The organism is Isoptericola variabilis (genome assembly GCF_050311655.1).
Classification (GTDB): Bacteria; Actinomycetota; Actinomycetes; order Actinomycetales; family Cellulomonadaceae; genus Isoptericola; species Isoptericola variabilis.
This window is the reverse complement of the sequence record NZ_JBNOZM010000008.1, coordinates 65,275-92,092: the sequence shown is the minus strand read 5'-3', so window position 1 is coordinate 92,092 and position 26,818 is coordinate 65,275. Positions and strand designations below refer to the sequence as shown.

Below are 26,818 nucleotides of genomic sequence, written 5' to 3'. Positions count from 1 at the left end.
GGCGGACCACCGGCGCATTCACCCCACAGAAGGGCGGGGGCGCTACTTCTTCTTGCCGTAGCGAGCCTCGAAGCGGGCGACGCGGCCACCGGTGTCGAGGATCTTCTGCTTGCCCGTGTAGAACGGGTGGCAGGCGCTGCAGACCTCGGCGCTGATCTTGCCGGAGGTCGCGGTGCTGCGGGTCGTGAACGTGTTGCCGCAGGTGCAGGTCACCTGGGTGACGACGTACTCGGGGTGGATACCGGACTTCATGATGCTCCTTGGTGTGATGCCACCGGGTCGCCCCGCAGGACAGCGGGCCGTGAACCGGAAGGCCGACGAACCATTGTGCCAGAACGCGGACGCGCCCCGGACATCGCCCGTGCGCCGCGCCCCGCAGGGCCGGCGCACGGGGACGGTCAGACCGTCTCGCCCGGGTTCTCGTCCGAGAGCCCGGCCGGCGTCGTCTTCTGCACGTGCAGCAGGAACTCGACGTTGGTCTTGGTCTTCTTGAGCTGGCCGAGCAGCAGCTCGATCGCCTGCTGCTGGTCGAGCGCGCCCATGACGCGGCGCAGCTTGTAGACGATGCCCAGCTCGTCCTTCGACATGAGGATCTCCTCGCGCCGGGTGCCGGACGCGTTGACGTCCACCGCCGGGAAGATCCGCTTGTCCGCGAGGTTGCGGGACAGGCGCAGCTCCATGTTGCCCGTGCCCTTGAACTCCTCGAAGATCACCTCGTCCATCTTCGAGCCCGTCTCCACGAGCGCCGAGGCGAGGATGGTCAGCGAGCCGCCGTTCTCGATGTTGCGCGCCGCGCCGAAGAACTTCTTCGGCGGGTAGAGCGCCGCGGCGTCCACACCACCGGAGAGGATGCGGCCCGACGCCGGCGCCGCGAGGTTGTAGGCGCGCGAGAGGCGGGTGAGCGAGTCGAGCAGCACGACGACGTCCTGGCCCAGCTCGACCAGGCGCTTGGCCCGCTCGATGGCGAGCTCGGCGACGATCGTGTGGTCCGACGCGGGGCGGTCGAACGTCGAGGCGATGACCTCGCCCTTGACCGTCCGCTCCATGTCGGTGACCTCTTCGGGCCGCTCGTCCACGAGCACCACCATGAGGTGGACCTCGGGGTTGTTCGCGGTGATCGCGTTGGCGATCTGCTGCATGATGATCGTCTTGCCGGCCTTCGGCGGCGCGACGATGAGGCCGCGCTGGCCCTTGCCGATCGGGGCGACGATGTCGATCACGCGCGGCGTGAGGCGGGTGGCCTCCGGGTTCTCCAGGCGCAGCCGCTCCTGCGGGTACAGCGGCGTCAGCTTGGTGAACTCGGGACGCTGGCGCGCCTCCTCCGGCGTCATGCCGTTGACGGAGTCCAGCCGCACGAGGGCGTTGAACTTGCTGCGCACGTTCTTGCCCTGCGGCGGCTCCTCGCCCTCGCGGGGCTGACGGATCGCGCCGACGATCGCGTCGCCGCGGCGCAGGCCGGACTTCTTCACCTGGTTGAGGGAGACGTAGACGTCGCCCGCGCCGGGCAGGTAGCCGCTGGTGCGCACGAAGGCGTAGTTGTCCAGGATGTCGAGCACGCCGGCGACGGGCAGCAGCACGTCGTCCTCGCGCACCTCGACGTCGTCCAGGCCGGCGACGTCCGGGCCGCCCGCGCGCCCGCCGCGGTTGCGCTTGCGGTCCCGGCCGCGGTCGCGACCCCGACGACGGCGCGAACCGCCGCGCTCGTCGTCCTCGTCGCGGCGCTGCCGCTCGTCGCGCTGCCCGCCCTGGGCACCCTGGCCGCCCGACCGCTGCTGGCCGGAGCCGTCGTTGCCGCGGCCCTGGCCGGAGCGCTGGCCGTCGCCGTCGCCGGTGTTCTGGCCGTTGCCGTTCTGCCCGTTGCGGCGCCCGCCGCGCTCGCGCGGGGCCGCGACGGCCTCCGCGAGCTGGGCGAGGCGCGCCTCGCGGTCGGCGTCGTTCTGCTGCGCCGCGCGCTGCTCGCCGGCACGCTGCTCGTTGCGAGCGGGCTGCTCGTTCCGGGCGGGCTGCTCGGCGGGCGCCTCGGCCGCGCGCTGCTGCGGCGCGGCGTCGCCCTCGGCCGAGCCGGCGGAGCGGGTGGCGCGGCGCGAACGCCGCGGGGCCTCGCCCTCGGCGCGCGGGGCGCGCGCGTCACCCGACGGCTGCGCGGAGCCCTGGTCGGCCGGCGACTGGGCCGGGGCGTCGCTGCGGACCGTGGGCGCCACGGCGGTCGCCGCGGCGACCGGGGCACTGGCGGTGCGCGCGCCCTGGCCGCGCGCGGCCCGGATCGCGTCCTGCAGGTCGCTCTTGCGCATCCGGGACGTGCCCTTGACGCCCAGGCCGGATGCCAGCGCCTGGAGCTCGGCCAGACGCATCGAGCTCAGGTTCCCGGATGCGGCGGCGCCGTTCCGGCTGTCGGTGGTGTTCGTCACGAAGGACCCTTCCCCCTCGTATGCGGCCCGCAGATCTCGGGGCCGGGGTGGTTGCCGTCCGGCGCGGTGCGCCGTGACGCGTGGAACCTCGCATCAGTGGTACGACGACGTCGGCTGGCGGGGTTGGTGTTTCACCCTCTCGCGGGACTGTCGCGGCGGATCCTGCACCGCATCGCGACCACCGGGGCACCTGGCTCTGACCGGGCACGTAAACGCGCCGTGCGGTGGAGAGGGAGTGCCCTCGCGGTCGATCCCGAAGGCTCACCGCATCATATCACCTCAGACCCCGCCCCAGGCCGACGCGCCGTCGGCCGCGCCGCCCGTCACCCGGCGCGCCACCGCACCGTCGTGGTCCACGCCGGGCCGCAGCGCGCGCCAGCCCGCGACGTCGTCGACGAGGTCGGCCAGCACGGCGTCGAGCCGACCCGTGCCGTCGCCCGCGGTGAGCACGAGGACCGTGGGGCCGGCGCCGGAGATCGTGGCCGCGAGACCCTCCGCGCGCAGGGCGCGCAGCAGCTCGGCCGAGCCCGCCATCACGCTCGCGCGGTAGTCCTGGTGGAGCCGGTCCTCGGTGGCGTCGAGCAGCAGCTCCGGGCGCCGCGCCAGGGCCTCGACCAGGAGCCCCGCCCGCCCGGCGGTGAACGCCGCGTCGCCGTGCGGCACCTCGGCCGGGAGCACGCCCCGGGCGCGGCTCGTGGCCAGGCGGGCGTCCGGCACCAGCACGGTGGCCTCGATGCGCTCGTCCACGTCGAGGTCGACGGCGCGGGGCCCGGCGCCCGACACCCACGCCAGCGTCGCGCCGCCGCGGATCGCGGGCGCCGCGTTGTCGGGGTGCCCCTCGAACTCCGTGGCGATCCGCAGCACCGCGGCCGCGTCGAGCACGTGCGGGTCGGCCAGGAGCGCCCGCGCCGCGACGATGCCGGACACCACGGCCGCCGACGACGAGCCGAGCCCCCGCGCGTGCGGGATGCGGTTGACGCACCGCAGCCGCAGCCCGGTGCGGGGCGCGCCGGCGAGCTCGAGCGTGTGCCGCAGGGCGCGCACGACGAGGTGCTCCTCGCCGAGCGGCACCTCCCCCGCGCCCTGCCCCTCGACCTCGACGACGACGTCGTCGCTCGCCAGGAGCTCGACCTCCAGGTCGTCGTACAGCGCGAGGGCCAGGCCCATCGCGTCGAACCCCGGGCCCAGGTTCGCGCTGGTCGCCGGGACTCGGACCAGGACGTGGTCGGCGCCGAGCTGCATCGTTCCCCTCCGCGGGATCCGGTCGAAGCGGGTGGGTGTCAGTCGAGGCCGAGCGCCGCGGCGATGGACACGACGTCCGCACCGACGCGGGTGGGCACGACGTCGTCGCCGTCCGGCGTGCGCAGCGCCCATTGCGGGTCCTTCAGCCCGTGGCCGGTGACGGTCACGACGACGCGCGCGCCGGCGGGCACGAGGCCCCGCTCGGCGCGGGCGAGCAGACCCGCGACCCCGGCTGCGGACGCCGGCTCCACGAACACGCCCACCTCGGCCGACAGCACGCGGTGCGCGGCGAGGATCTGCTCGTCGGTGACCGACTCGATGACGCCGCCCGAGGTGTCGCGCGCCGTCTCCGCCTGCTCCCACGACGCCGGGTTGCCGATGCGGATCGCGGTGGCGATCGTCTCCGGCTGGTCGACAGGGTGCCCCTTGACGATCGGCGCGGCGCCCGCGGCCTGGAAGCCCCACATCTGCGGCGTGCGGGTCGCGACCGCGCCGTGCGCGGCGCCGTCGTCCAGGCCCGCGTACTCGCGGTAGCCCTTCCAGTACGCGGTGATGTTGCCCGCGTTCCCGACCGGGAGGCAGTGGATGTCCGGGGCGTCCCCGAGGGCGTCGACGATCTCGAACGCCGCCGTCTTCTGGCCCTCGATGCGGTCCGGGTTGACGGAGTTCACCAGCTCGACCGGGTACACCTCGGCGAGCTTGCGCGCCGCGACCAGGCAGTCGTCGAAGTTGCCGTCCACCTGCAGGAGGCGCGCACCGTGCGCGATCGCCTGGCTGAGCTTGCCCATCGCGATCTTGCCGTCCGGCACGAGCACGGCGCAGGTCATGCCCGCGCGGGTCGCGTACGCCGCCGCAGACGCGGACGTGTTGCCCGTCGACGCGCACACCACGGCCTTCGCGCCGCGCCCAGCGGCGGCGGAGATCGCCGTCGTCATGCCGCGGTCCTTGAACGACCCGGTCGGGTTCATGCCCTCGACCTTGACGTGCACGTCGGCGCCGGTCCGGTCCGACAGCGCGGGGGCGGCCACGAGCGGGGTGCCGCCCTCGCCGAGCGTCACGACGCGCTCCGCCACGTGGGCGGGCAGGCGGTCGGCGTACTCGGTGATGACACCGCGCCACTGGTGTGCAGGCATGGTCAGGCTCCCTCGACTCGCAGGACGGACGTGATCTCGTGCACCGGCTCGAGGCCGCGCATCGCCGCGACCGTCGCGGCGAGCGACGCCTCGCGGGCGGAGTGCGTGGTGAGCAGCAGCGCGGCGGTGCCCTCGGCGACGTCGACGGCGTACGGCTCGTCGGGCGCCTGGCGGACGGTGTCGATCGACACGCCGTGGTCGGCCAGCACCTGCGCCACCTGGGCGAGCACGCCGGGGCGGTCCGCCACGACGAGGCGGACCTGGTAGCGCGTGACCGCGGCGTCGTGCGGCAGCACCGGCAGCGACGCGTACGCGGACTCGCGCGGCCCCCGGCCGCCGACCATCCGGTCGCGCGCGGCCGACACGAGGTCGCCGAGCACGGCGGACGACGTCGGGCGACCGCCCGCGCCCTGGCCGTAGAACATCAGCGGGCCGGCGTCGTCGGCCTCGACGAAGACGGCGTTGAACGCGCCGCGCACCGCGGCGAGCGGGTGCGCCGCCGGCACGAGCGCGGGGTGCACCCGTACGGAGACGCCCTCGGCGGTCTGCTCGGCGATGGCGAGCAGCTTCACGACGTGCCCGGTCTGCTGCGCGGCGGCGACGTCGGCCGCCGTCACCCCCGTGATGCCCTCGCAGGCGACCTGCGCCAGCGAGACCCGGGTGTGGAACGCGAGCGACGCGAGGATCGCGGCCTTCGCCGCGGCGTCGTGCCCCTCGACGTCGGCCGTGGGGTCGGCCTCCGCGTACCCGAGGGCCTGCGCCTCCTTGAGCGCCTCCTCGAGCTCCAGCCCGTGCGTGGTCATCTGGTCGAGCACGTAGTTGGTGGTGCCGTTGACGATGCCGAGCACGCGGCGCACCTGGTCCCCCGCGAGCGACTCGCGCACGGGGCGGACGATCGGGATCGCGCCCGCCACGGCGGCCTCGAACGACAGGTCGACGCCCGCGGCGTCGGCGGCCTCGAAGAGCTCCGGGCCGTGCGCCGCCAGCAGCGCCTTGTTCGCCGTGACGACGCTCGCGCCGCCGGCGATCGCGCGGTGGATGAGGCCCCGGGCCGGCTCGATGCCACCCATGAGCTCGATGACGAGGTCGGCCCGGTCGACGAGCGCGTCCGCGTCCTCGGTGAGCAGGTCGGCCGGCACGACCGTGCCGACGCCGTCGCGCGGGCGGCCGGCGTCGCGCACCGCGATGCCCACCAGCTCCAGGCGCGCACCCGCCCGGGCGGCGAGGTCGTCCGCGTGCTCGATCAGCGTCCGCGCCACCTGGGAGCCGACGACGCCGCAGCCGAGCAGCGCGACGCGAAGCGGGACGGCCCCGGTCAGGGGCCCGGACGGGGTGGCTGCAGGCACGGGAGAACCTTCGGAACGGGATGCCGGGACGGGGTCAGGATAGCCGCGGCGCGTCGGCCGTCGGGCCGCCGTCCACGGGCGGCGACGACGTGCGTCAGCCCTGGTCGAGCGCGAGCAGGTCGTCGACCGTCTCGCGCCGCACCAGGACGCGCGACGCGCCGCCGGAGACGGCCACCACGGGCGGGCGCGTGAGCAGGTTGTAGTTCGACGCCATCGAACGCCCGTAGGCGCCCGTCGCGGCGACGGCGAGCAGGTCCCCGGCGCGCACGTCGCCGGGCAGCCAGGTCTCGTGCACGACGATGTCGCCGCTCTCGCAGTGCTTGCCCACCACGCGCGCGAGCACGGGCTCCGCCGTCGACGTCCGGCCGACGAGCTCCGCGTGGTACTGCGCCTCGTACAGGGCGGGGCGGATGTTGTCGCTCATCCCGCCGTCGACCGAGACGTAGGTCCGCACGCGCCCGTCGTCGAGCGCGACCGGCTTGACCGTGCCGACCGTGTAGAGGGTCAGGCCGGCCGGTCCGACGATCGCGCGGCCCGGCTCGATGGACAGGCGCGGCAGCGGGGTGCCCAGCTCGGCGCAGACCGCCGCCACGGCGCTCGCCACGTCCTTGGCGATGCGGTCCGGGTCGAGCGGCACCTCCCCCGGCAGGTACGCGATGCCGTACCCGCCGCCGAGGTCCACCTCCTCGACCAGGACCCCCGTGCGCTCCGCGAGCTCCGCGCGCAGCCGCAGCACCACGCGCGCCGCCGCCTCGAAGCCCGCCGGGTCGAGGATCTGCGAGCCGATGTGCGAGTGGATCCCCAGCAGCCGCAGCTCCGGCCGCCCGGCCGCGGCGAGCAGCGCCCGCATCGCCGGCGGGTCGCCCGCTGCGTCGTCGGCCGCGCCCCGGTTCACCGAGAGGCCGAACTTCTGGTCCTCGTGCGCCGTGGAGATGTACTCGTGGCCGCCGGCGTGCACGCCGGTCGTCACGCGCACCATGACCGGCGCGACGAGCCCGCGGGAGGCCGCGAGCGCCGCGACGCGGTCGATCTCGACGAGCGAGTCGACGATGATGCGGCCGACGCCGGCGTCGAGCGCCGCGAGGATCTCGGCGTCCGACTTGTTGTTGCCGTGCAGGCCGATCTCGGCGCCGGGGACGCCGGCGCGGAGGGCGACGGCCAGCTCGCCGCCGGACGCCGTGTCGACGCGCAGCCCCTCCTCGCGGGCCCAGCGGGCCACGGCCACCGTGAGCAGCGCCTTGCCCGCGTAGTACACGTCGACGCCGGCGCCCACCTCGGCGAACGCCGTCGCGAACGCCGTGCGGTAGCCGCGCGCGCGGGCCCGGAAGTCCGCCTCGTCGAGCACGTAGGCGGGGGTTCCGTGCTCGGCGGCGAGCGCGTCGACGCCCGCTCCGGCCACCTCGACGACGCCGTCGTCGCGGCGGCGCACGCCCGCCGACCAGGGGACGCCGAGGACGCCCGTCGCGCTCCCCGGGGCGGCGCCGGTCACATCCGCTCCGGCGCGGTGACCCCGAGCAGGTCGAGCCCGTTGGCCAGCACCTGGCGGACGGCGTCGTTCAGCCACAGGCGCGTGCGGTGCGTGTCCGTGACCTCCTCGTCCGGGTACGGCGTCACGCGGCACTCCTGGTACCACTTGTGGTAGTCCGCGGCGAGGGACTCGAGGTAGCGCGCGACGCGGTGCGGCTCGCGCAGCTCGGCCGCCTGCGTGACGATCCGCGGGAACTCGGTGAGGGCGCCGATGAGCGTCGCCTCGGTCTCGTGCGTGAGCAGGGCGGGGTCGAAGGCGTCGGAGCCGTCCGCGGCGGTGCGCGCGACGCCGCGGTCGGCCGCGTTCCGGTCGACGGCGCAGGTGCGCGAGTGCGCGTACTGCACGTAGTAGACGGGGTTGTCGTTGCTCTGCTTGAGCATCTCCTCGCCCGACAGGGACAGCGGCGAGTCCGCCGGGTAGCGGGCGAGCGAGTAGCGCAGCGGGTCGGAGCCCAGCCACTCGATGAGGTCGTCCATGTACAGCGCGTTGCCGCGGCGCTTGCCCATGCGCTCGCCGCCGATGTTGACAAGCTGGCCGATCAGCACCTCGATGTTCGTCTCCGGGTCGTCGCCCGCGCACGCGGCGATGGCCTTGAGGCGGTTGATGTACCCGTGGTGGTCGGCGCCGAGCAGGTAGATCTTGCCCGGGAACCCGCGGTCCTTCTTCGACAGGTAGTACGCGGCGTCGGCGGCGAAGTACGTGGGCTCGCCGTTCGCGCGGATCATCACGCGGTCCTTGTCGTCGGCGAAGTCGGTGGTGCGCAGCCACACCGCGCCGTCGACGTCGAAGACGTGCCCCTGCTCGCGCAGGCGGGCGACCGCCTGCTCCACGGCGCCCGAGTCGTGCAGCGTGCGCTCGGAGAACCAGACGTCGAAGTGCACCCCGAACGCGTCGAGCGTGCGGCGGATCGCCTCGAGCTGGGCCTGGTAGCCGAGCTCGCGCGCCGTCGTCAGGGCCTCGTCCGCCGGGAGCGACAGGAGGTCGGGCTCCTGCTCGAGCACCTCGGCGGCGCGCTCGGCGACGTACTCACCGGGGTAGCCGCCCTCGGGCACGTCCTCGCCCTTGGCACGGGCGAGGATCGACGCGGCGAACTTGTCCATCTGCGCGCCCGCGTCGTTGATGTAGTACTCGGCCGTCACGTCGGCGCCGGCCGCGCGCATGATCCGCACCAGAGCGTCGCCGAGCGCCGCCCAGCGCGTGTGACCGATGTGCAGCGGGCCCGTCGGGTTGGCCGAGATGAACTCGAGGTTGTGCACCTGGCCCGCGAGAGCGTCCGTGCGGCCGTACGCGTCACCTTCCGTGACGATCGTGCGCGCGAGCTCGCCCGCCGCGCCGGCCTCGAGCGTGATGTTGAGGAAGCCGGGGCCGGCGACGTCGGCCGCCTTGATCCCCGGCGTCGCCGCGAGGCGGGCTGCCAGGTCCTCCGCGAGCGCCCGCGGCGTCGTGCCGGCCTTCTTCGCGAGCTGCAGCGCCACGTTCGTGGCCCAGTCCCCGTGCTCGCGCTGCCGGGGTCGCTCCACGTGCACCGAGGCCGGGACGGCGTCGGCGGGCAGGGCGAGGGTGCCGTCGGCCACGGCCGAGGCGAGGGCAGCGCTGAGTGCTCCGGAGAGCTCGTCGGGGGTCACCGGGCGATTCTACAAAGGCGACGGGCCGCCGGGTGCGCGCCGGCTGGTCGCCGTGTGCCACCGCGCGCCCAGGTGCTGGTAGTCTCGTGCACCGTGCCGAGCGGTTCCGCTCCGGCGCCCGCGCCTGTAGCTCAGTGGATAGAGCGTCTGCCTCCGGAGCAGAAGGTCGGGGGTTCGAATCCCTTCAGGCGCACCGAAGAGAGCGGCCCGTCACCTGCTGAAGGTGACGGGCCGCTCTCGTTCTGTCCCGCGACGTAGCGACTCCCATGGTTCCCGGCCGGGGAATCATGGGAGATCGCTACGTCGATACGGTCAGTGCGCCGGAACCAGACCCGGCATCGCGTCGAGGTCGAGGTCGGGGTTCTTCTCCTGCGTCTTGACGAGCGCCTTGGCCTCGGCGTCGGTGTCGACCGACGGCATGGAGCCCGGCAGCGGCTTGCCGGCGCTCTCCTTGACGAAGCCGACGGCGACCGCGCCCACGAGCGCGAAGCCCATGAGGTAGTAGGCCGGGGCCATGCTCGACCCGGTGGCCTGCGTCAGCGACTCCACGATGAGCGGCGTCGTGCCGCCGAAGATCGCGAGCGAGACGTTGTAGGCCAGGCCCATCGAGCGGTAGCGCACCGCGGTGGGGAACATCGCGGGCAGCGTCGCCGCCTGCACGCCGACCATGCACGCCACCGGGACCGCCATGAGCACGAGGCCCAGGATCGTGGACCACACGTGGCCCATCGCCAGGAGCAGGAAGGCCGGGGCCGCGAGCACCGCGAGCGAGCCCGCGCCGAACCACAGCAGCGGACGGCGGCCGACGCGGTCGCTGATCGGGCCGGCCACGAGGATCATCACGGCGAGCAGCACCAGCACGGGCACGGTGAGCAGGGTGCCCGCCGTCGCCTCGTAGCCGAGGGTGTCGGTGAGGTAGGTCGGCATGTAGCTCGTCAGGGCGTAGCCGGCCGTGTTGGCGACGGCCACGAGCACCATCGCGACGGCGAGCGGGCGCCACTGCGAGCGCAGCGTGACGTCGGCGGCCGCGGGCACCTCGGCGCCCTGGTCCTTGGCGGCCTCGGCCGCCACCTGCTGCGCCTGGAACGCCGGCGACTCCTCGATCTTCAGGCGGAACCACACGGCGAACGCGCCGATCGGGCCCGCGACCAGGAACGGGATGCGCCAGCCGCCGTCGAGCATGGCCTGCTCCCCCAGCGTCACCTGCAGCACCGTCACGACGACGGCGCCGAGCGCGAAGCCCAGGTAGCTGCCGAAGTCGAGGAACGACGCCGCCCAGCCGCGGCGGCGGTCGGGGGCGTGCTCGGCGACGAAGGTCGTGACGCCGGCGTACTCGCCGCCGGTGGAGAAGCCCTGCACCACCTTGAGCAGCACGAGCAGCAGCGGCGCCGCGACGCCGAGGACGCCGTACGTGGGCAGCAGCCCGATGAGGAACGTCGAGGCCGCCATCATCACCAGCGTGAAGGCGAGCACCTTCTGGCGGCCGACCTTGTCGCCGATGCGGCCGCAGACGATGCCGCCCAGCGGGCGCGCCACGTAGGTGGCGGCGAACACGCCGAGGGAGAAGAGGATCTGCACGCCGGACGACGCCTGCGGCAGGAACACGGCACCCATCGTCACGGCGAGGTAGCCGTAGACGCCGACGTCGTACCACTCCATGAGGTTGCCGACGGCGGTGCCGCCGATCGTCTTCTTGAGCATGGAGTTGTCGACGACGGTGACGTCGGAGACGCGCAGCCTGCGGCGTGCGGCCCGGGTCGCCGGGGCACTCTCGGGGGTGGTGCCGGTCGGTTCCTGAGGGAGTACGGCGGTCATGTTTCCTTCCGTGGCCGGCGCGGCGTGCACGCGGTGTGACGCAGCGGCCCGGCCCGTGACAGGGAGCCGACGCCCGCTCCGAGAGCGGACGTCGAGCCCGAACATGGGCGGCCACGTTACCGATCCTTGACCGAGAATCAAGTTCGGAAGGGCAACCATGGACCCGGAACGACCGTCGGCGCAGCCTCCTCACCTGCGACGACACCGTTCCTTGACACGTCGTTCGTGAAGCCCGCCACACGACGTCCTCGCGCCGTCCGGGCGGCGCCGGCGCGACCCCGCTCATTGGACCCCGCGCCCGCCGGGGGTTACGTTCTCGGAGCAGCCCGGACCCGGGCGGCGACGGCGCCAGCACACGATGCCTGCACACTCGGAGGGCTCCCCCGCATGATCGACCACGAGGTCCGCGTCTACCGTTCCGACGAGCCGCTGCCGCGCGAGGGGCAGCTCGCGTGGAAGATCGCGGAGGTCGGGGCCGAGCAGCTCGAGCCGACGCCGGAGGTCACCGACATGGTGATCAACCGCGTCATCGACAACGCCGCGGTGGCGACGGCGTCCCTGGGCCGCGGCCCGATCCTCGCGGCCCGCACGCAGGCCGAGGCGCACCCCGTCTCGCGCGGCGGTGCGGGGTCGACGGTCTTCGGCTCCCCCGAGCGCACCAGCCCCGAGTGGGCGGCCTGGGCCAACGGCGTCGCCGTCCGCGAGCTGGACTACCACGACACGTTCCTCGCGGCCGAGTACTCCCACCCCGGCGACAACATCCCGCCCCTGCTGGCCGTCGCCCAACACCTCGGGCGCACCGGAGCCGAGCTGCTGCGCGGGATCGTCACCGGCTACGAGATCCAGGTGGACCTCGTGAAGGGCATCAGCCTGCACGCGCACAAGATCGACCACGTGGCCCACCTCGGCCCGTCGGCCGCCGCGGGCCTCGGCACGCTGCTGGGCCTGCCCGCGGAGACCATCTACCAGGCGGTCGGCCAGGCCTTGCACACGACGACGGCGACGCGGCAGTCGCGCAAGGGTGAGATCTCCACCTGGAAGGCCCACGCCCCCGCGTTCGCGGGGAAGATGGCGGTGGAGGCCGTGGACCGCGCGATGCGCGGGCAGACCTCCCCCAGCCCGATCTACGAGGGCGAGGACGGCGTGATCGCCTGGCTGCTCGACGGGCCCGACGCCCGCTACACCGTGCCGCTCCCCGCCCCCGGGGAGGCACGGCGCGCCATCCTGGACACGTACACCAAGGAGCACTCCGCCGAGTACCAGGCGCAGGCGTGGATCGACCTCGCCCGCCGGCTCGGCACCGAGCGGCCCGAGCTGCGCGACCCGGCGAACGTCGTCGCCGTCGTGCTGCACACGAGCCACCACACCCACTACGTCATCGGCTCGGGCTCCGGCGACCCGCAGAAGTACGACCCCACGGCCAGCCGCGAGACCCTGGACCACTCGATCCCCTACATCTTCACGGTCGCGCTGCAGGACGGCGCCTGGGACCACGTCGGGAGCTACGCCCCCGAGCGCGCCGCCCGCCCGGACACCGTGGAGCTGTGGCGCAAGGTCACCACGGCCGAGGACGCCGAGTGGACCCGCCGGTACCACTCGAGCGACCCGGACGAGAAGTCCTTCGGCGGGCGCGTGGAGATCGAGCTCGCGGACGGCTCGCGCGTCGTGGAGGAGATCGCCGTCGCCGACGCGCACCCGCTGGGCGCGCGCCCGTTCGCGCGCGAGCAGTACGTGGCGAAGTTCCGCACGCTGGCCGCCGGGGTGCTGGCCGACGAGGAGACCGAGCGGTTCCTCGACCTCGCCCAGCGGCTGCCGGAGCTGACCGCCGACGAGCTGTCCGGCCTCACCGTCACGCCGCTCGCCGACCCGCTCGCGACGCACCCGGTCGCGCGCGGCATCTTCTAGAAGGAGCGTCCGGTGCTCTACTCCGCCACCACCCCCGCCGCGAAGCGCGCCGCCTTCCGCGAGCGCCTGCGCTCCGGCGAGCTCCTGCAGCTGCCGGGCGCGTTCAACCCGCTCGCGGCGCGCCTGATCCAGGACAAGGGGTTCGACGGCGTCTACGTCTCGGGAGCGGTGGTCGCCGCCGACCTGGGGCTGCCCGACGTCGGGCTGACGACGCTCACCGAGGTCGCGACGCGCGCGGGGCAGATCGCGCGCATGACCGACCTGCCGACGCTCGTGGACGCCGACACCGGCTTCGGCGAGGCGATGAACGTAGCCCGCACCGTGCAGGCCCTGGAGGACGCGGGCGTCGCCGGCCTGCACGTCGAGGACCAGGTGAACCCCAAGCGGTGCGGCCACCTCGACGGCAAGCAGGTCGTCGACGAGCCGACGGCGTTGCAGCGGGTGCGCGCGGCGGTCGCCGCGCGCCGCGACGAGAACCTGCTGGTCATGGCCCGCACCGACGTGCGGGCCGTGGCGGGGCTCGCGACCGCCGTCGACCGCGCGAAGGCGCTCGTCGACGCGGGCGCCGACGCGATCTTCCCCGAGGCCATGCGCGACCTGGCGGAGTTCGAGGCCGTCGCGAGCGCCGTCGACGTCCCCGTGCTGGCCAACATGACGGAGTTCGGCAAGTCCGAGCTGTTCACGACGGCGCAGCTCGCCGACGCGGGCGTGGCGCTCGTCATCTACCCCGTCTCGCTGCTGCGCCTGGCGATGGGTGCCGCCGAGCGCGGCCTGGACGCCCTGCGCGCCGAAGGCTCGCTGGCCGGGCAGGTGGAGCACATGCAGACCCGCGCCCGGCTCTACGAGCTGCTCGACTACGCCGCCTACTCGACGTTCGACACGAGCGTCTTCGACTTCTCCCTCGACGACAACCACCACGGCTGACGGTCGGCGGCCGCGCGCCGCCCACCGCCGCACCCGCATCGCAGCAAAGGAGCACCGATGACCGAGCACAGCGAGCAGACCTCCGGCGAGCCGGAGGTCCGGCGCGGGCTGGCGGGGGTGGTCGCCGACGTCACCGCCGTCTCCAAGGTGGACCCCGAGACCAACTCGCTGCTGTACCGCGGCTACCCGGTCCAGGACCTGGCGGCGACGCGCCCGTTCGAGGCCGTCGCGTGGCTGCTGTGGCACGGCGAGCTGCCGAGCGACGACGAGCTCGCCGTCCTGCGCGCGACCGAGCGGGAGCACCGCCCGCTCGCCGACGACGTGCGGGCCGCCATCGACCTGCTCCCCGTCACCGCGCACCCGATGGACGAGGTGCGCACGGCGGTGAGCGTCATCGGCGCCCGGGAGGCCGCGGGCCTCACCGCCCTGGAGGCGGCGGCGGACCCCGAGGTCAACCTCGCGCGCAGCGTGCGGCTGTTCGCCGCGCTGCCGGCCGTCGTCGCGTACGGGCAGCGCCGCCGCCAGGGGCTGGAGCCGGTGGCCCCGCGGGACGACCTGGACTTCTCCGCGAACTTCCTCTGGACGACGTTCGAGGTCGAGCCGGACCCCGTGGTGGTCGACGCGTTCAACCGGTCGATGATCCTGTACGCCGAGCACTCGTTCAACGCCTCGACGTTCACCGCGCGGGTCATCACGTCCACGCTCAGCGACCTGCACTCGGCCGTCGTGGGCGCGATCGCGGCGCTCAAGGGCCCGCTCCACGGCGGCGCCAACGAGGCGGTCATGGAGACGCTCGCGGAGATCGGCACCGCCGAGCGGGCCGCGACCTGGCTCGACGACGCGCTCGCGGCGAAGCGCAAGATCATGGGCTTCGGGCACCGCGTCTACAAGCACGGCGACTCCCGCGTGCCGACCATGAAGGCGGCCCTCGACACCCTGGTCGAGCACTACGACCGCCCCGACCTGGCCGCCCTCTACGACGCGCTGGAGTCCGAGTTCGTGCGGCGCAAGGGCATCTACCCGAACCTCGACTACCCGTCGGGCCCGGCCTATCACCTCATGGGCTTCGACACGCCCACGTTCACGCCGCTGTTCGTCGCCGCCCGCGTCACGGGGTGGACGGCGCACATCATGGAGCAGCAGGCGGCCAACGCCCTGATCCGCCCCTTGTCCGCGTACGTCGGGCCGGCGCGTCGCGAGGTCCCCGGGACGACGTCGTGAGCGCCGGGCGGGACGCCCCGCACGCGGCGTCCTCGTTCGGGACGGCGGCCGTCGCGTACGCCGAGCACCGTCCCGACTACGCGGCGGCCGCGGTGCGCTGGACGCTGCGGGCGGCGCCGGGACCGCGCGTGCTCGACCTCGGCGCGGGGACGGGCAAGCTCACCGCCACCCTGCTCGACCCGGCGGTCGTGCCGGGCGCCGACGTGGTCGCCGTCGAGCCCGACGCCGCGATGCTGGCCGAGCTGCGCCGCGGCCTGCCGGGCGTGCGCGCCCTGGCGGGGAGCGCCGAGTCGATCCCGCTGCCGGACGCCTCCGTCGACGCGGTGCTCGCGGGCAACGCCCTGCACTGGTTCGACCTGGCGGTCGCGGGCCCGGAGATCGCCCGGGTGCTCGCCCCGGGCGGCGTCCTGGCCGGGCTGTGGAACCTCCTGGACGACGACGTCGCCTGGGTCGCCGGGCTCGCCGAGGTGAGCGGGCCCGAGGCCGTGGGCCCCCGGGACACCCCGACCGCCTGGCGGCGCGCGACCGCCGACCTGCTCCCGCCCACCGGCGAGGCATGGTCGGGCCGGGCGGAGCGGGCCGAGTTCCCGCACGGCCAGCGCCGCACGGCCGACTCGCTCGTGGCGACGCTCGCGACCCGCGCCGGGATGCTCGTCATGCCGGAGGCGGAGCGCACCGTCCGGACGGGACGCATCCGCACCTACCTCGCCGAGCGGCCGGAGGCGGCACAGGGCGAGTTCACCCTGCCGATGCGCACGGGAGTGCTGCGCGCGCGGCGCACCTGAGCCGACCCGCCGGGCTCGCCGGGCCCCTTGCCCGGGCCGTCACCGCGGCGCACTAGGCTCGCACCCATGTCCGCCGACTACTCCGACTTCGAGTTCGAGCGCCGGTTCTTCGTCCGCGACCTGCCGGACGCGCTGCGCGACGCCCCGGCCCTGATCGTCCAGTCCTACTTCCTGTCCGACGGCGGCTACGCGCTGCGCGTGCGGGTGCAGGCCACGGGCGTCGAGGCACGGCTGGGGCCCGACAGCGACGCCCGCGACGTCCTGGAGCTGTACCGCAACCGGGTGGACTTCGCCGCGGTCACGGTCAAGGGTCCGTCGGTGGGCGGCACGCGGTACGAGGCGGAGCGCCAGCTCGACCCGAAGGTGGGCGCGGAGCTGGTGCGCCGCGGCGGCGCCCAGGTCCTCAAGACCCGCTACGCGGCCTGGCTGGGTGCGGACGGCTGGTCGATCGACGTCTTCGGCGGCGCCAACGCCCCGCTCATCGTCGCGGAGTGCGAGCGCTCGGGCCCGGTCACGGACCTCCAGATCCCCGACTTCTGCGTCACCGAGCTCACCGACGACCGCCGCTTCTCCAACGAGTCCCTGGCCGTCGACCCCTTCCGCGGCTGGTCCGCCGCCTACGCCCAGGAGCTCGCCACGCAGGGCCCCCGCTTCCGCGACGACTTTGGCGGCAACACCACCCTCACCACGTGACCGGAAGCACGCAGCACGCTGCGCCGGCGTGCGCGCCAGCCTGACAACGGTCACCGGCCGCAGCCCGCCGTCGCCCACACGGGTCGACGGCGCGACGCACGACCCCACGCCCCGCGCGAGAGAGACCGAAGGCCACGGCGGTACGAAAGGCCGTAGTACAGCGAACGGCGAGGAATCAGGAGAGCGGGAGGTGCAGGATCCTTCGCGCGGTCGTATCCCTCCCGAAGTGGAGCGCCCCCTGGGGCGCGTGAACGCGACCGCGCGAAGGATCCTGCACCTCCCGCGGCGGCGAGCCGTATTTCGGCGGCGAGCCGGGTTTCGGCGGCGAGCCGGGTTTCGGCAGGCTCAACCAGCGCTCAGTGCCAGGTCGTGATCTCCACGACGCCGGGCTTGTACTCGAAGTGCCACGGCTCGTAGTTCCCCATGCCACCCCGCTGCGCCCACGGCGGGTTCTCCCACCCGTACGCCGGCCCGTTCTCCCACAGCCACCCGTAGACCTCGCTGGAGCGGTACTCGTCGCCGCAGAGGTCGATGGCGAGCCCCCACCCGTGCATGGACGTGCCGGGCGTGGCGGCGAGGTAGCCGCGGCTGGCCTTGACGGCGTACTGGGAGGAGATGGAGCGGTAGCTGTCGACGAGGCACAGGTCGCGGCCGAAGCGGACGCGGAACGCCTCGTTGAGGGCGCTGAGGGCGACGGCGGCGTCGGCGCGCAGCTTCTCGCCGGGCTGCCAGATGTCGCAGAGGGAGTGGTCGGCGAGGCTGCCGTTGCCGCCGTCGATGGAGGCTCCGGCGTCGCAGCCGGGCAGGGGGCTGCGCTCGGCGGTGCGGCTGGCGGCAGACGCCTCGACGCGCACGTCGCGGGGTGCGGCGGCGATGCCCTGGGAGGTGCGCGGGGTGTCGACGCCCTGCTCGAGGAGCGCCAGCGTGGACGGGCCGGTGGGCTGGGTGTCGAGGTCGAACGGGGTGCCGCCGTGGGCCTGGTCGTCGGTGACGAGGGGGGCGGCGATGGTGGCGGCGGCGAGCGAGCCGAGCACGGTCAGCCGGGTGACCCAGGCGTGCCCGGCGGGTGCGGCGTGCCGGCCGGCGGAGCGGTCCCCGCGGGTGGAGGACGGGCGCTTGCGAGGCTTCTTGCCGGCCCGGGCGAGCTCGGCCTCCCGGATCTCGCGACGGGAGCGCGGCGCGGCTGCGTCACCCTGCGACGTCGCCTCCACGGCACCTCCGCGCTCGTGCCCCGGGCGGCCGCCATGGCCGCTCGAGGAGTCCGGACCTGAACACGGACCGCCCGTCGTCGCGTGCCCGGCACGCGCCGTACGACCGATCCGTCACGGAACCATAACGGGGTCGGGCTCCCCCGCCAAGTCCCCGTCCACAGACGGTCAGGCCGAGCCCGCGGACCGGAGTGGTGGGAGGGTGTCCACCCTGCTCACGCCCGGCGACCCGAGGACGCCACGGAGGCGTCGCGGGCGGGAGTCGGTGCGGAGTCAGTGCCGCCGCTGCATGGCGTCGCGGACCTCACCCACGAGCTCCTCGAGGATGTCCTCGAGGAACACGACGCCGAGGACGCCGTCGGGCCCCTCGACGCGGGCCAGGTGCGCCCCGGAGCGCTGCATGGCGCGCAGCGCGTCCTCCACCTCGTCGGCCGGGCGCACGGACGCGAGGGCGCGCACGCGCCACGCCGGCACCGGGTCGAACCGGTCGCCGTTCGACGCGTACAGGACGTCCTTGAGGTGCAGGTAGCCGCGCAGGGCGTCGTCGTCACCACGGACGGGGAACCTGCTGAAGCCGGTGCGCGCCACGAGGTGCTCGACGTCGTCGGGCGTGCTGCGGGGGCCGACGGTGACCAGCTCGTCGACGGCCACCATGACGTCGCCCGCGGTGCGCGAGGAGAACTCGATGGCCCCGGCGAGCAGGCCCTGCTCGTCCTGGAGCACGCCCTCGGCCTGCGAGTGCTCGACGATCGACTGCACCTCCTGGGCCGTGAACGCGGAGGCCACCTCGTCCTTCGGCTCGATGCCGGCGAGCCGCACCGCGTGGTTGGCGACCCAGTTGAGCGCGGCGATGATCGGGCGCACGGCGCGGCCGAGCAGCACCAGCGGCGGCGCGAACCAGAGGGCGGCCGTCTCCGGGCCGGCGACGGCGAGGTTCTTCGGCACCATCTCGCCGAGCACCACGTGCAGGTACACGACGATCGCCAGCGCGAGGACCAGGGAGACCGGGTGCAGCAGCGCCTCGGGGACGCCCAGGGCCTCGAACGGCACCTCGAGCAGGTGCGCGAGGGCGGGCTCCGCGACGATGCCCAGGCCGGTGGAGCACACGGTGACCCCGAGCTGCGCGCACGCGAGCATGAGGGAGACGTGCTCCATCGCCCACAGGGCGGTGCGGGCGCGGCGGTCGCCGGCCTCGGCGCGCGGCTCGATGGCGCTGCGGCGCGCGGAGATGACCGCGAACTCGGCGCCCACGAAGAACGCGTTGCCGGCGAGCAGCAGCACGCCGACCAGCAGGGCGGTCCCGGTGCTCATCGGCCCGCCTCCCCGCGCCCGGGGCCGGCGGGGTCGACGGCGAGCACGCGCAGCCGCTCGACGCGCCGCGCGTCCATCGCCTCGACGCGCAGCAGCACGCCGTCGGTCTCGATCTCGTCGCCCACCTCGGGCACCCTCCCCAGCTCCGCCATGACCAGGCCGCCGAGCGTCTCGTAGGCCGGGCCCTCCGGGACCACCAGGCCGGTGCGCTCCTCCAGCTCGTCGGGGCGCAGCACCCCGGGCACGACCCACGACCCGTCGGCACCGCGCACGACCCCCGCGCGGCGCGGGTCGTGCTCGTCGGCGACGTCGCCCACGAGCTCCTCGACGACGTCCTCGAGCGTGACGATGCCCGACGTGCCGCCGTACTCGTCGACGACCACGGCCATCTGCAGCCCGAGGCCCCGCAGCTCGACGAGGAGCGGCCCGAGCCGGACCGTCTCCGGCACGCGGGGCGCGTCGACCATGAGCGCGGCTGCCGGCACCTCGCCGCGCCGGTCGTGGGGCACGCCGACGGCGCGGCGCAGGTGCACGAGGCCGACGACGTCGTCGCGGTCCTCGCCGATCACGGGGAACCGGGAGTGTCCGGTGCGCCGGGCGAGGTCCACGACCTCGGCGGCGGTGGTGTCCCGCTCGACGACGGCCATGCGCATCCGGTCGGTCATGACGTCGCGCGCGGACAGCTCGTCGAGCTCGAGGGAGTTGGTCAGCAGGGTCGCGACCGACGGGTCGAGGGTGCCCTCCTGCGCCGACCGGCGCACCAGCGACAGCAGCTCCGACGACGAGCGCGCGCCCGACAGCTCCTCGCGCGGCTCGACGCCGACCCGGCGCAGCAGCGCGTTGGCCGAGCCGTTGAGCACGACGATCAGGGGCCGGAAGATCATGGTGAACACGCGCTGCACGGGGACCACGAGCCGCGCGGTGGCGTGCGGGGCGGAGAGCGCGAAGTTCTTCGGGATCAGCTCGCCGAACAGCATCGAGAACGCGTTGACGACGACGAGCGCGAGCACGCCCGCGAGCACGCCCGCGACGCCGCGGCCCAGCGCGGTGGCCGCGAACGCCTCCGAGAACAGGGACAGCAGCGCCGGCTGGGCGGTGTAGCCCAGCAGGATCGTGGTGATGGTGATGCCGACCTGGGCGGAGCTGAGCTCCGTGGACAGGTGCTTGAGCCCGGCACGCACGGCGCGGTCCCGTCGGTCGGACGGGCGTCGCGCCGGGTCGCGGCCGGGCGACGGACTGTCGCCCTCCTCGTCGTCGGCCCCCAGGACGGCCGGGTCGAGGGTGACGAGCGAGAACTCGCTGGCGACGAACACCGCGGTACCGGCGGTGAGCACGACGCCCAGCACGATCATGAGGACGTCGCCTAGCACGGGCGGCTCCCGGCGGCAGGGCGTGGCTGGCGGTGGGACGGCGCGGGCGGGCGCGCGCGATATCGACTCTCGTCCATCGTGCTCCGATGCTATCGGGACGGCGGGCACGGGCGAGTCGGGGTCCACAGGGGGCCGCCGGTCGTCGGCCCGGACAGCGTGTACTCAGCGCTCCCCCAGGGAGCCGGTGCAAGATGGCTTCATGACCACCGCGACCCCTCCGAGCACCCCGGGCACCTCGGGCACGTCGGGCCAGCAGAACGCCACCGTGCTCGTCGTCGAGGACGAGCCCGCGATCGCGGCCGCCATCGCGCAACGGCTGTCCGCCGAGGGCTGGCGGGTCGAGGTCGCGCGCGACGGCCTCGCCGGCGTCGACGCCGCCTCCCGCCTGCACCCGGACGCCATCGTGCTGGACGTGATGCTGCCGGGCATCGACGGGCTCGAGGTCACCCGCCGCATCCAGGCGGAGAACCCGATCCCGATCCTCATGCTCACGGCGCGCGACGACGAGACCGACATGCTCGTCGGCCTGGGCGTCGGCGCCGACGACTACATGACCAAGCCGTTCTCCATGCGCGAGCTGGTGGCGCGGGTCAAGGCGCTCCTGCGCCGCGTGGAGCGCGCGCAGCAGGCCGCGGTGACCACCCCCGCCGACCCGCCGATGGTCATGGGCGACGTGACGATCGACCGGGCACAGCGCCGCGTGCACCGCGCCGGCGACGAGGTGCACCTCACGCCGACCGAGTTCGAGCTGCTGGTCATGCTCGCGAGCTCGCCGAAGACCGTCCAGACGCGCGAGCGCCTGCTCGCCGAGGTGTGGGACTGGGCCGACGCCAGCGGCACCCGCACCGTCGACTCCCACATCAAGGCGCTGCGCCGCAAGCTCGGGCCGGACCTCATCCGCACCGTGCACGGCGTCGGGTACGCGTTCGAGCCGCCGGAGGCCTGATGGATCCCGCCCCCGGCGACGACGCCGCCGGGCCGGCAGGGCCGGTCGCGCCCCGCCGCAAGGAGCACCACCGGCTGCCCGACGTCCGCCCTCTGGACCCGCTGCGGTCGCTCAAGACCAAGCTCGGCGTGCTCGTCGTGGCGACCGTGACGTTCGCCGTCCTCATCACGTGGATCGGGCTGCAGAACGAGCTGGGCCCCACGCGCACGCTCCCGCTGGCGATCTTCCTGTCCCTGGTGATCGTGCAGCTCCTGGCGCGCGGCATGACGTCGCCGCTGCGGGACATGACGGCGGCCGTGCAGGCCATGGCGGCGGGCGACTACTCGATCCGGGTGCGCGCCACGAGCCGCGACGAGGTGGGCCAGCTCGCCGAGGCGTTCAACGTCATGGCGGCCGACCTCGACGCCTCCGACCGCGTGCGGCGCGAGCTCATCGCCAACGTGTCGCACGAGCTGCGCACCCCGGTGGCGGCGCTGCAGGCGCAGCTCGAGAACATGGTCGACGGCGTCACCGAGCCGACGCCGTCGGCCCTCGAGCTGTCGCTGGAGCAGACGGAGCGGCTCACCCGCCTCGTCACCTACCTGCTGGACCTGTCGCGGGTGGAGGCCGGCGCGTCCGCGCTGGTGCTCAGCGAGTTCTCGGTGGGCGACTTCCTCGAGGAGTCCGCGCAGGCGATGTCGATGGTCGACGCGGCGAAGGGCCTCAGCTACGTCGTGGACGTGACCCCGCCGGACCTCGCCCTGGAGGCCGACGTCGAGCGGCTGCGCCAGGTGGTCACGAACCTCCTGCAGAACGCGATCCGGCACTCGCCGCACGGCGGCACCGTGCGGCTCGACGCCTACCCGGTGGACGACGACATCGTCCTCGAGGTGAGCGACGAGGGCCCCGGCATCGCCCCCGAGGACCGTGGGCGCATCTTCGAGCGGTTCGCGAGCGGGGCGGCCGCCGGTCGCCCGCACGCCGCGCCGCCCGCCGGCATGGCGAGCGGCGGCACCGGCATCGGGCTCGCGATCGTGCGCTGGGCGGTCGACCTGCACGGCGGGCACGTGGAGGTCGCCGACACCGACCGCGGCGCGACGATGCGCGTCACCCTTCCCGCGCAGGCCCGGCCCGCCCCCGGCGTCACGACCGAGCCGTCGGGCTGATCGCGCCGGGCCGACGCCCGGGGCGGCGTCGTGACGTTGGTCACACTCCCCCGTCACAGGACGGCGCGCGTGGTCCGGACATGACGTCGGAACACGGAGTCATCGGGTCGACCCGAAGAGTCGTTGCCCACCCCATTACCGGACGGTCACGATGCCGCGCCGTGAGCCCGGGAACGGCCGTCTGACGCCGCTCGGCCTCCCCGGTGGGACACGTCGAAGGACGTAGGCTGGACCTGCGCACCGGCGCTGTCGGGCGCATTTCCGGTCGAACGAGTTGCAACTGTGTGAAAGTGGGCGATCCGCGCGTGGTGTCCCCGAAGGACGGGTCAGAGTCGATCAGCGTGGCGAGCGCGTTCGGAGCCAACGAATGGCTCGTCGACGAGCTCTACGAGCAGTACCTGAAGGACAAGAACGCGGTGGACCCCGCGTGGTGGGACTTCTTCGCCGACTACGAGCCGGGTGAGCACAACGGCGCCGCGGCGGACGCGGCCCCGGCCCAGCCGACGGCGTCGGCCCAGCCCGCGGCTCCGGCACAGCCGGCCGCGGCGCCCGCCGCCCCCGCGCAGGCCCCCGCGGCCCCGGCCGGCCGGTCGGGCACCGCCGCCGCCGAGACGGCCAAGGCGGAGCGGAAGGCCGCGAAGCCGGCCCCCGTCCCGGCCGACCCCGAGGTGAGCGCCGTCCGCCCGGTCGCCGAGGCCCTGCCCTCGACCGCGCCGTACGCCGAGGTCGCGAAGTCCTCCCCCAAGGCCACCGAGGACGAGGCCACCGACGACGTGCAGAAGTTGCGCGGCCCCGCCGCGCGCGTCGTCACCAACATGGAGGCCTCGATCGAGGTCCCGACCGCGACGTCGGTGCGCGCGGTGCCCGCCAAGCTCATGGTGGACAACCGCATCGTCATCAACAACCACCTCGCGCGCGGCCGCGGCGGCAAGATCTCGTTCACCCACCTCATCGGGTTCGCGCTCGTCGAGGCGCTGTCCGACATGCCGGTGATGAACGCGCACTACGAGAGCATCGACGGCAAGCCGCACGTCGTGCAGCCCGCGCACGTCGGCTTCGGCCTCGCGATCGACCTGGCGAAGCCGGACGGCTCGCGCCAGCTGCTCGTGCCCAGCGTCAAGAAGGCCGAGGAGCTCGACTTCGCCGGCTTCTGGGCCGCGTACGAGGACCTCGTGCGCAAGGCGCGCGGCGGCAAGCTCGGCATGGACGACTTCGCCGGCACCACGATCTCGCTGACGAACCCGGGCGGCATCGGCACCGTGCACTCCGTGCCGCGCCTCATGGCCGGTCAGGGCACGATCATCGGCGTCGGCGCCATGGACTACCCCGCGGAGTTCGCGGGCGCGTCCGAGGAGCAGCTCGCCCGCATGGGCATCTCGAAGGTCATGACGATCACGTCGACCTACGACCACCGCATCATCCAGGGCGCGCAGTCCGGCGAGTTCCTCAAGGTGCTCGCGAACAAGCTGCTCGGCCTGGACGGCTTCTACGACCGCGTGTTCGCGGCGCTGCGCGTGCCGTACGAGCCCGTGCGCTGGGTGCGCGACAACACCGTGGACGCCGACGTCGAGGCGGCCAAGCCGGCCCGCATCGCGGAGCTCATCCACTCCTACCGCTCGCGCGGCCACCTCATGGCGGAGACCGACCCGCTCGCCTACCGCCAGCGCAAGCACCCCGACCTGGACATCCAGAACCACGGCATGACGCTGTGGGACCTGGACCGCCGGTTCCCCACGGGCGGCTTCGGCGGCAAGACGAAGGACACGCTGCGCGACATCCTGGGCCTGCTGCGCGACTCGTACTGCCGCACCATCGGCGTCGAGTACATGCACATCGCCGACCCGGCCCAGCGCAAGTGGCTCCAGGAGCGGCTCGAGTCGGGCTACGCCCGCACCCCGCGCGAGGACCAGCTGCGCATCCTGCGCAAGCTGAACTCGGCCGAGGCGTTCGAGACCTTCCTGCAGACCAAGTACGTCGGCCAGAAGCGGTTCTCGCTCGAGGGCGGCGAGTCGGTCATCCCGCTGCTCGACGCCATCCTGTCGCGCGCCGCCGAGGGCGGGCTCGACGAGGTCGGCATCGGCATGGCGCACCGCGGCCGCCTCAACGTGCTGGCCAACATCGCGGGCAAGAGCTACGGCCAGATCTTCAAGGAGTTCGAGGGCCAGCTCGACCCGAAGAGCGTGCAGGGCTCCGGCGACGTGAAGTACCACCTCGGTACCGAGGGCGTGTTCACGGCCGAGTCGGGCGCCACCACGAAGGTGTACCTGGCGGCCAACCCGTCGCACCTCGAGGCGGTGGACCCGGTGCTCGAGGGCATCGTGCGGGCCAAGCAGGACCGCATCGACCTGGGCGGCGACGGCTTCTCCGTGCTGCCGATCCTCATCCACGGCGACGCCGCGTTCGCCGGTCAGGGCGTCGTGCCCGAGGTGCTCAACCTCGCGCAGCTGCGCGGGTACCGGACCGGCGGCACGATCCACGTGATCATCAACAACCAGGTGGGCTTCACCACCGGTCCGTCGTCGTCGCGCTCCACGACCTACGCGACCGACGTCGCCAAGGGCTACCAGGTCCCCGTCTTCCACGTGAACGGCGACGACCCCGAGGCCTGCGTGCGCGTGGCCGAGCTGGCCTTCGCCTACCGCGAGCAGTTCGACCGCGACGTCATCATCGACATGGTCTGCTACCGCCGTCGTGGCCACAACGAGGGCGACGACCCGTCGATGACGCAGCCGCTGATGTACAACCTCATCGAGGCCAAGCAGTCGGTGCGCAAGCTGTACACGAAGAACCTCGTGGCGCGCGGCGACATCACGGTCGAGGAGGCCGAGCAGGCGCTGCAGGACTACCAGTCACAGCTCGAGCGGGTCTTCACCGAGACCAAGTCGGCGGGCAAGGCCCCCGCGCCCGACGGCGACGACGAGATCCTCGGCCTGGAGCGCCCGGAGGCGCAGCGGGAGGGCGCCGGCGACATGGTCGGCTGGCAGACCGCCGTCCCGCACGCCGTGCTCGAGCGCGTCGGCGCCGTCCAGGTGTCCGCCCCCGAGGGCTTCACGGTGCACCCCAAGCTCGCCCAGATGCTGGAGAAGCGCCAGCTCATGGCGAAGGAGGGCGGCATCGACTGGGGCTTCGGAGAGCTGGTCGCCTTCGGGTCGCTGCTCATGGAGGGCACCCCGGTGCGCCTCGCCGGTCAGGACTCCCGCCGCGGCACCTTCGTCCAGCGCCACGCCGTGCTGCACGACCGCAACACCGGTGCCGAGTGGACCCCGCTGCTGTACCTGTCGGGCGACCAGGCGAAGTTCTGGGTGTACGACTCCTCGCTCAGCGAGTACGCGGCCCTCGGCTTCGAGTACGGCTACTCGGTGGAGCGCCCGGACGCCCTGGTGCTCTGGGAGGCGCAGTTCGGCGACTTCGTCAACGGCGCGCAGACCGTCATCGACGAGTTCATCTCGTCGGCGGAGCAGAAGTGGGGCCAGAACTCCTCGCTCGTCATGCTGCTGCCGCACGGCTACGAGGGCCAGGGGCCGGACCACTCGTCCGCCCGCATCGAGCGCTTCCTGCAGCTCGCGGCCGAGGACAACATGACGGTGGCGCAGCCGTCCACGCCGGCGTCGTACTTCCACCTGCTGCGCCGGCAGGCGTACGCCCGCCCGCGCCGCCCGCTGGTCGTCTTCACGCCGAAGCAGCTGCTGCGCCTCAAGGCCGCGGCCTCCAGCGTGGAGGACTTCACCACGGGCACCTTCGAGCCGGTGCTGCCGGACACGACGGTGGACGCGGCGCAGGTCGACCGCGTGCTGCTGTGCACCGGCCGCGTGTACTACGACCTGCTCGCCGAGCGCACCAACCGCCAGGACACCCGGACCGCCATCGTCCGCCTGGAGCAGCTCTACCCGTTCCCGGAGGAGCAGCTCCGCACGCAGCTGGCGCAGTACCCGGGCGCCGACGTCGTGTGGGTCCAGGACGAGCCCGAGAACCAGGGCGCCTGGTCGTTCCTGCACCTCGCGCTCCCGGAGGACATGCCGCGCGTGCGCGTGGTGTCCCGCCCGGCGTCCGCCTCGACCGCCGCCGGCACCGCCAAGCGCCACAAGGAGCAGCAGGAGGTCCTGGTCGCCCAGGCCTTCGACCGCGCCTGACCGGCCCGGCCCGGACGCGAGAGCGCCCCTCCACCCGCGGGTGGAGGGGCGCTTCGCCGTTCCGGACGATGTCCGGCTGGTGG

The 26,818-nt window shown here is 73.9% G+C and carries 19 protein-coding genes and 1 tRNA gene; 9 read left to right on the top strand and 11 right to left on the bottom strand.

The window, feature by feature from the left end:
• Nucleotides 1–42 precede the first annotated feature (42 nt).
• The 7 genes from rpmE to argS all read right to left on the bottom strand — a co-directional run bounded on the left by rpmE (nucleotide 43) and on the right by argS (nucleotide 9,282).
• Entirely contained in the window at nucleotides 43–252 is a 210-nt protein-coding gene (gene rpmE, locus ACQP60_RS17220) for a 50S ribosomal protein L31 (protein WP_429735102.1), read from the bottom strand.
• Between the two features lie 146 nt (nucleotides 253–398).
• On the bottom strand, nucleotides 399–2,408 hold the full coding sequence (gene rho, locus ACQP60_RS17215; protein WP_429735100.1) for a transcription termination factor Rho: 2,010 nt from the start codon (nucleotides 2,406–2,408) through the stop codon (nucleotides 399–401).
• Between the two features lie 279 nt (nucleotides 2,409–2,687).
• Nucleotides 2,688–3,650 (bottom strand): homoserine kinase, encoded by a 963-nt coding sequence (thrB, locus tag ACQP60_RS17210; protein ID WP_429735098.1) that lies wholly within the window; start codon nucleotides 3,648–3,650, stop codon nucleotides 2,688–2,690.
• Nucleotides 3,651–3,688: 38 nt separating this feature from the next.
• On the bottom strand, nucleotides 3,689–4,783 hold the full coding sequence (gene thrC, locus ACQP60_RS17205) for a threonine synthase (protein ID WP_429735096.1): 1,095 nt from the start codon (nucleotides 4,781–4,783) through the stop codon (nucleotides 3,689–3,691).
• A 2-nt stretch (nucleotides 4,784–4,785) separates the two neighbouring features.
• Entirely contained in the window at nucleotides 4,786–6,129 is a 1,344-nt protein-coding gene (locus ACQP60_RS17200; RefSeq protein ID WP_429735094.1) for a homoserine dehydrogenase, read from the bottom strand.
• Between the two features lie 94 nt (nucleotides 6,130–6,223).
• Nucleotides 6,224–7,618: a diaminopimelate decarboxylase gene (lysA, locus tag ACQP60_RS17195; RefSeq protein ID WP_429735092.1), complete on the bottom strand. Its 1,395-nt coding sequence runs from the start codon at nucleotides 7,616–7,618 to the stop codon at nucleotides 6,224–6,226.
• Nucleotides 7,615–9,282, bottom strand: coding sequence for an arginine--tRNA ligase (gene argS, locus ACQP60_RS17190; RefSeq protein WP_429735090.1), 1,668 nt, complete (start codon nucleotides 9,280–9,282; stop codon nucleotides 7,615–7,617). The genes lysA and argS overlap by 4 nt, the downstream gene beginning before the upstream one ends.
• 120 nt (nucleotides 9,283–9,402) lie before the next feature.
• Between argS and ACQP60_RS17185 the strand changes: the two genes are divergently transcribed.
• Nucleotides 9,403–9,475, top strand: a tRNA-Arg gene (locus ACQP60_RS17185).
• Nucleotides 9,476–9,594: 119 nt separating this feature from the next.
• On the opposite strand, the gene ACQP60_RS17180 is transcribed toward ACQP60_RS17185, so the two are convergent.
• Entirely contained in the window at nucleotides 9,595–11,097 is a 1,503-nt protein-coding gene (locus tag ACQP60_RS17180; RefSeq protein ID WP_429735088.1) for an MFS transporter, read from the bottom strand.
• Between the two features lie 387 nt (nucleotides 11,098–11,484).
• Between ACQP60_RS17180 and ACQP60_RS17175 the strand changes: the two genes are divergently transcribed.
• The 5 genes from ACQP60_RS17175 (at nucleotide 11,485) to ACQP60_RS17155 (ending at nucleotide 16,625) form a co-directional block, all read left to right on the top strand.
• Nucleotides 11,485–13,002 carry an MmgE/PrpD family protein gene (locus tag ACQP60_RS17175; protein ID WP_429735086.1) on the top strand — a complete coding sequence of 506 codons (1,518 nt, stop codon included), beginning with the start codon at nucleotides 11,485–11,487 and terminating at the stop codon, nucleotides 13,000–13,002.
• Nucleotides 13,003–13,014: 12 nt separating this feature from the next.
• Nucleotides 13,015–13,926: a methylisocitrate lyase gene (gene prpB, locus ACQP60_RS17170; RefSeq protein ID WP_429735084.1), complete on the top strand. Its 912-nt coding sequence runs from the start codon at nucleotides 13,015–13,017 to the stop codon at nucleotides 13,924–13,926.
• 57 nt (nucleotides 13,927–13,983) lie between these two features.
• Nucleotides 13,984–15,147 (top strand): bifunctional 2-methylcitrate synthase/citrate synthase, encoded by a 1,164-nt coding sequence (locus ACQP60_RS17165; RefSeq protein ID WP_429735082.1) that lies wholly within the window; start codon nucleotides 13,984–13,986, stop codon nucleotides 15,145–15,147.
• The gene (locus ACQP60_RS17160) at nucleotides 15,144–15,932 is read left to right on the top strand and encodes a class I SAM-dependent methyltransferase (protein WP_429735080.1); all 789 of its coding nucleotides are present in this window, start codon (nucleotides 15,144–15,146) and stop codon (nucleotides 15,930–15,932) included. The genes ACQP60_RS17165 and ACQP60_RS17160 overlap by 4 nt, the downstream gene beginning before the upstream one ends.
• A 66-nt stretch (nucleotides 15,933–15,998) precedes the next feature.
• The gene (locus ACQP60_RS17155; RefSeq protein ID WP_429735078.1) at nucleotides 15,999–16,625 is read left to right on the top strand and encodes a CYTH domain-containing protein; all 627 of its coding nucleotides are present in this window, start codon (nucleotides 15,999–16,001) and stop codon (nucleotides 16,623–16,625) included.
• 356 nt (nucleotides 16,626–16,981) lie between these two features.
• Here the strand turns inward: ACQP60_RS17155 and ACQP60_RS17150 are convergent, their stop codons facing one another.
• The 3 genes from ACQP60_RS17150 to ACQP60_RS17140 form a co-directional block, all read right to left on the bottom strand.
• Nucleotides 16,982–17,836 (bottom strand): M15 family metallopeptidase, encoded by an 855-nt coding sequence (locus ACQP60_RS17150; RefSeq protein WP_429735076.1) that lies wholly within the window; start codon nucleotides 17,834–17,836, stop codon nucleotides 16,982–16,984.
• 270 nt (nucleotides 17,837–18,106) lie between these two features.
• Nucleotides 18,107–19,144, bottom strand: a complete 1,038-nt coding sequence (locus ACQP60_RS17145) for a hemolysin family protein (protein WP_429735074.1) — start codon at nucleotides 19,142–19,144, stop codon at nucleotides 18,107–18,109.
• Entirely contained in the window at nucleotides 19,141–20,514 is a 1,374-nt protein-coding gene (locus ACQP60_RS17140) for a hemolysin family protein (RefSeq protein WP_429735072.1), read from the bottom strand. Before ACQP60_RS17140 ends, ACQP60_RS17145 begins: the two co-directional genes overlap by 4 nt.
• A 199-nt stretch (nucleotides 20,515–20,713) precedes the next feature.
• On the opposite strand from ACQP60_RS17140, the gene ACQP60_RS17135 reads away from it, so the two are divergent.
• The 3 genes from ACQP60_RS17135 (at nucleotide 20,714) to ACQP60_RS17125 (ending at nucleotide 26,735) form a co-directional block, all read left to right on the top strand.
• Nucleotides 20,714–21,460, top strand: a complete 747-nt coding sequence (locus ACQP60_RS17135) for a response regulator transcription factor (RefSeq protein WP_429735070.1) — start codon at nucleotides 20,714–20,716, stop codon at nucleotides 21,458–21,460.
• Nucleotides 21,460–22,605, top strand: coding sequence for a sensor histidine kinase (locus ACQP60_RS17130; RefSeq protein ID WP_429735068.1), 1,146 nt, complete (start codon nucleotides 21,460–21,462; stop codon nucleotides 22,603–22,605). Before ACQP60_RS17135 ends, ACQP60_RS17130 begins: the two co-directional genes overlap by 1 nt.
• A 341-nt stretch (nucleotides 22,606–22,946) precedes the next feature.
• Entirely contained in the window at nucleotides 22,947–26,735 is a 3,789-nt protein-coding gene (locus ACQP60_RS17125; RefSeq protein ID WP_429735066.1) for a multifunctional oxoglutarate decarboxylase/oxoglutarate dehydrogenase thiamine pyrophosphate-binding subunit/dihydrolipoyllysine-residue succinyltransferase subunit, read from the top strand.
• The last annotated feature ends 83 nt before the right edge of the window (nucleotides 26,736–26,818 follow it).

Coding starts and splice junctions, on each gene's coding strand:
- ACQP60_RS17165 (WP_429735082.1), top strand. CDS start 13,984: ATGACCGAGCACAGCGAGCAGACCTCCGGCGAGCCGGAGGTCCGGCGC.
- ACQP60_RS17130 (WP_429735068.1), top strand. CDS start 21,460: ATGGATCCCGCCCCCGGCGACGACGCCGCCGGGCCGGCAGGGCCGGTC.
- ACQP60_RS17180 (WP_429735088.1), bottom strand. CDS start 11,097: ATGACCGCCGTACTCCCTCAGGAACCGACCGGCACCACCCCCGAGAGT.
- ACQP60_RS17145 (WP_429735074.1), bottom strand. CDS start 19,144: ATGAGCACCGGGACCGCCCTGCTGGTCGGCGTGCTGCTGCTCGCCGGC.
- ACQP60_RS17175 (WP_429735086.1), top strand. CDS start 11,485: ATGATCGACCACGAGGTCCGCGTCTACCGTTCCGACGAGCCGCTGCCG.
- rpmE (WP_429735102.1), bottom strand. CDS start 252: ATGAAGTCCGGTATCCACCCCGAGTACGTCGTCACCCAGGTGACCTGC.
- thrC (WP_429735096.1), bottom strand. CDS start 4,783: ATGCCTGCACACCAGTGGCGCGGTGTCATCACCGAGTACGCCGACCGC.
- thrB (WP_429735098.1), bottom strand. CDS start 3,650: ATGCAGCTCGGCGCCGACCACGTCCTGGTCCGAGTCCCGGCGACCAGC.
- ACQP60_RS17135 (WP_429735070.1), top strand. CDS start 20,714: ATGACCACCGCGACCCCTCCGAGCACCCCGGGCACCTCGGGCACGTCG.
- ACQP60_RS17155 (WP_429735078.1), top strand. CDS start 15,999: ATGTCCGCCGACTACTCCGACTTCGAGTTCGAGCGCCGGTTCTTCGTC.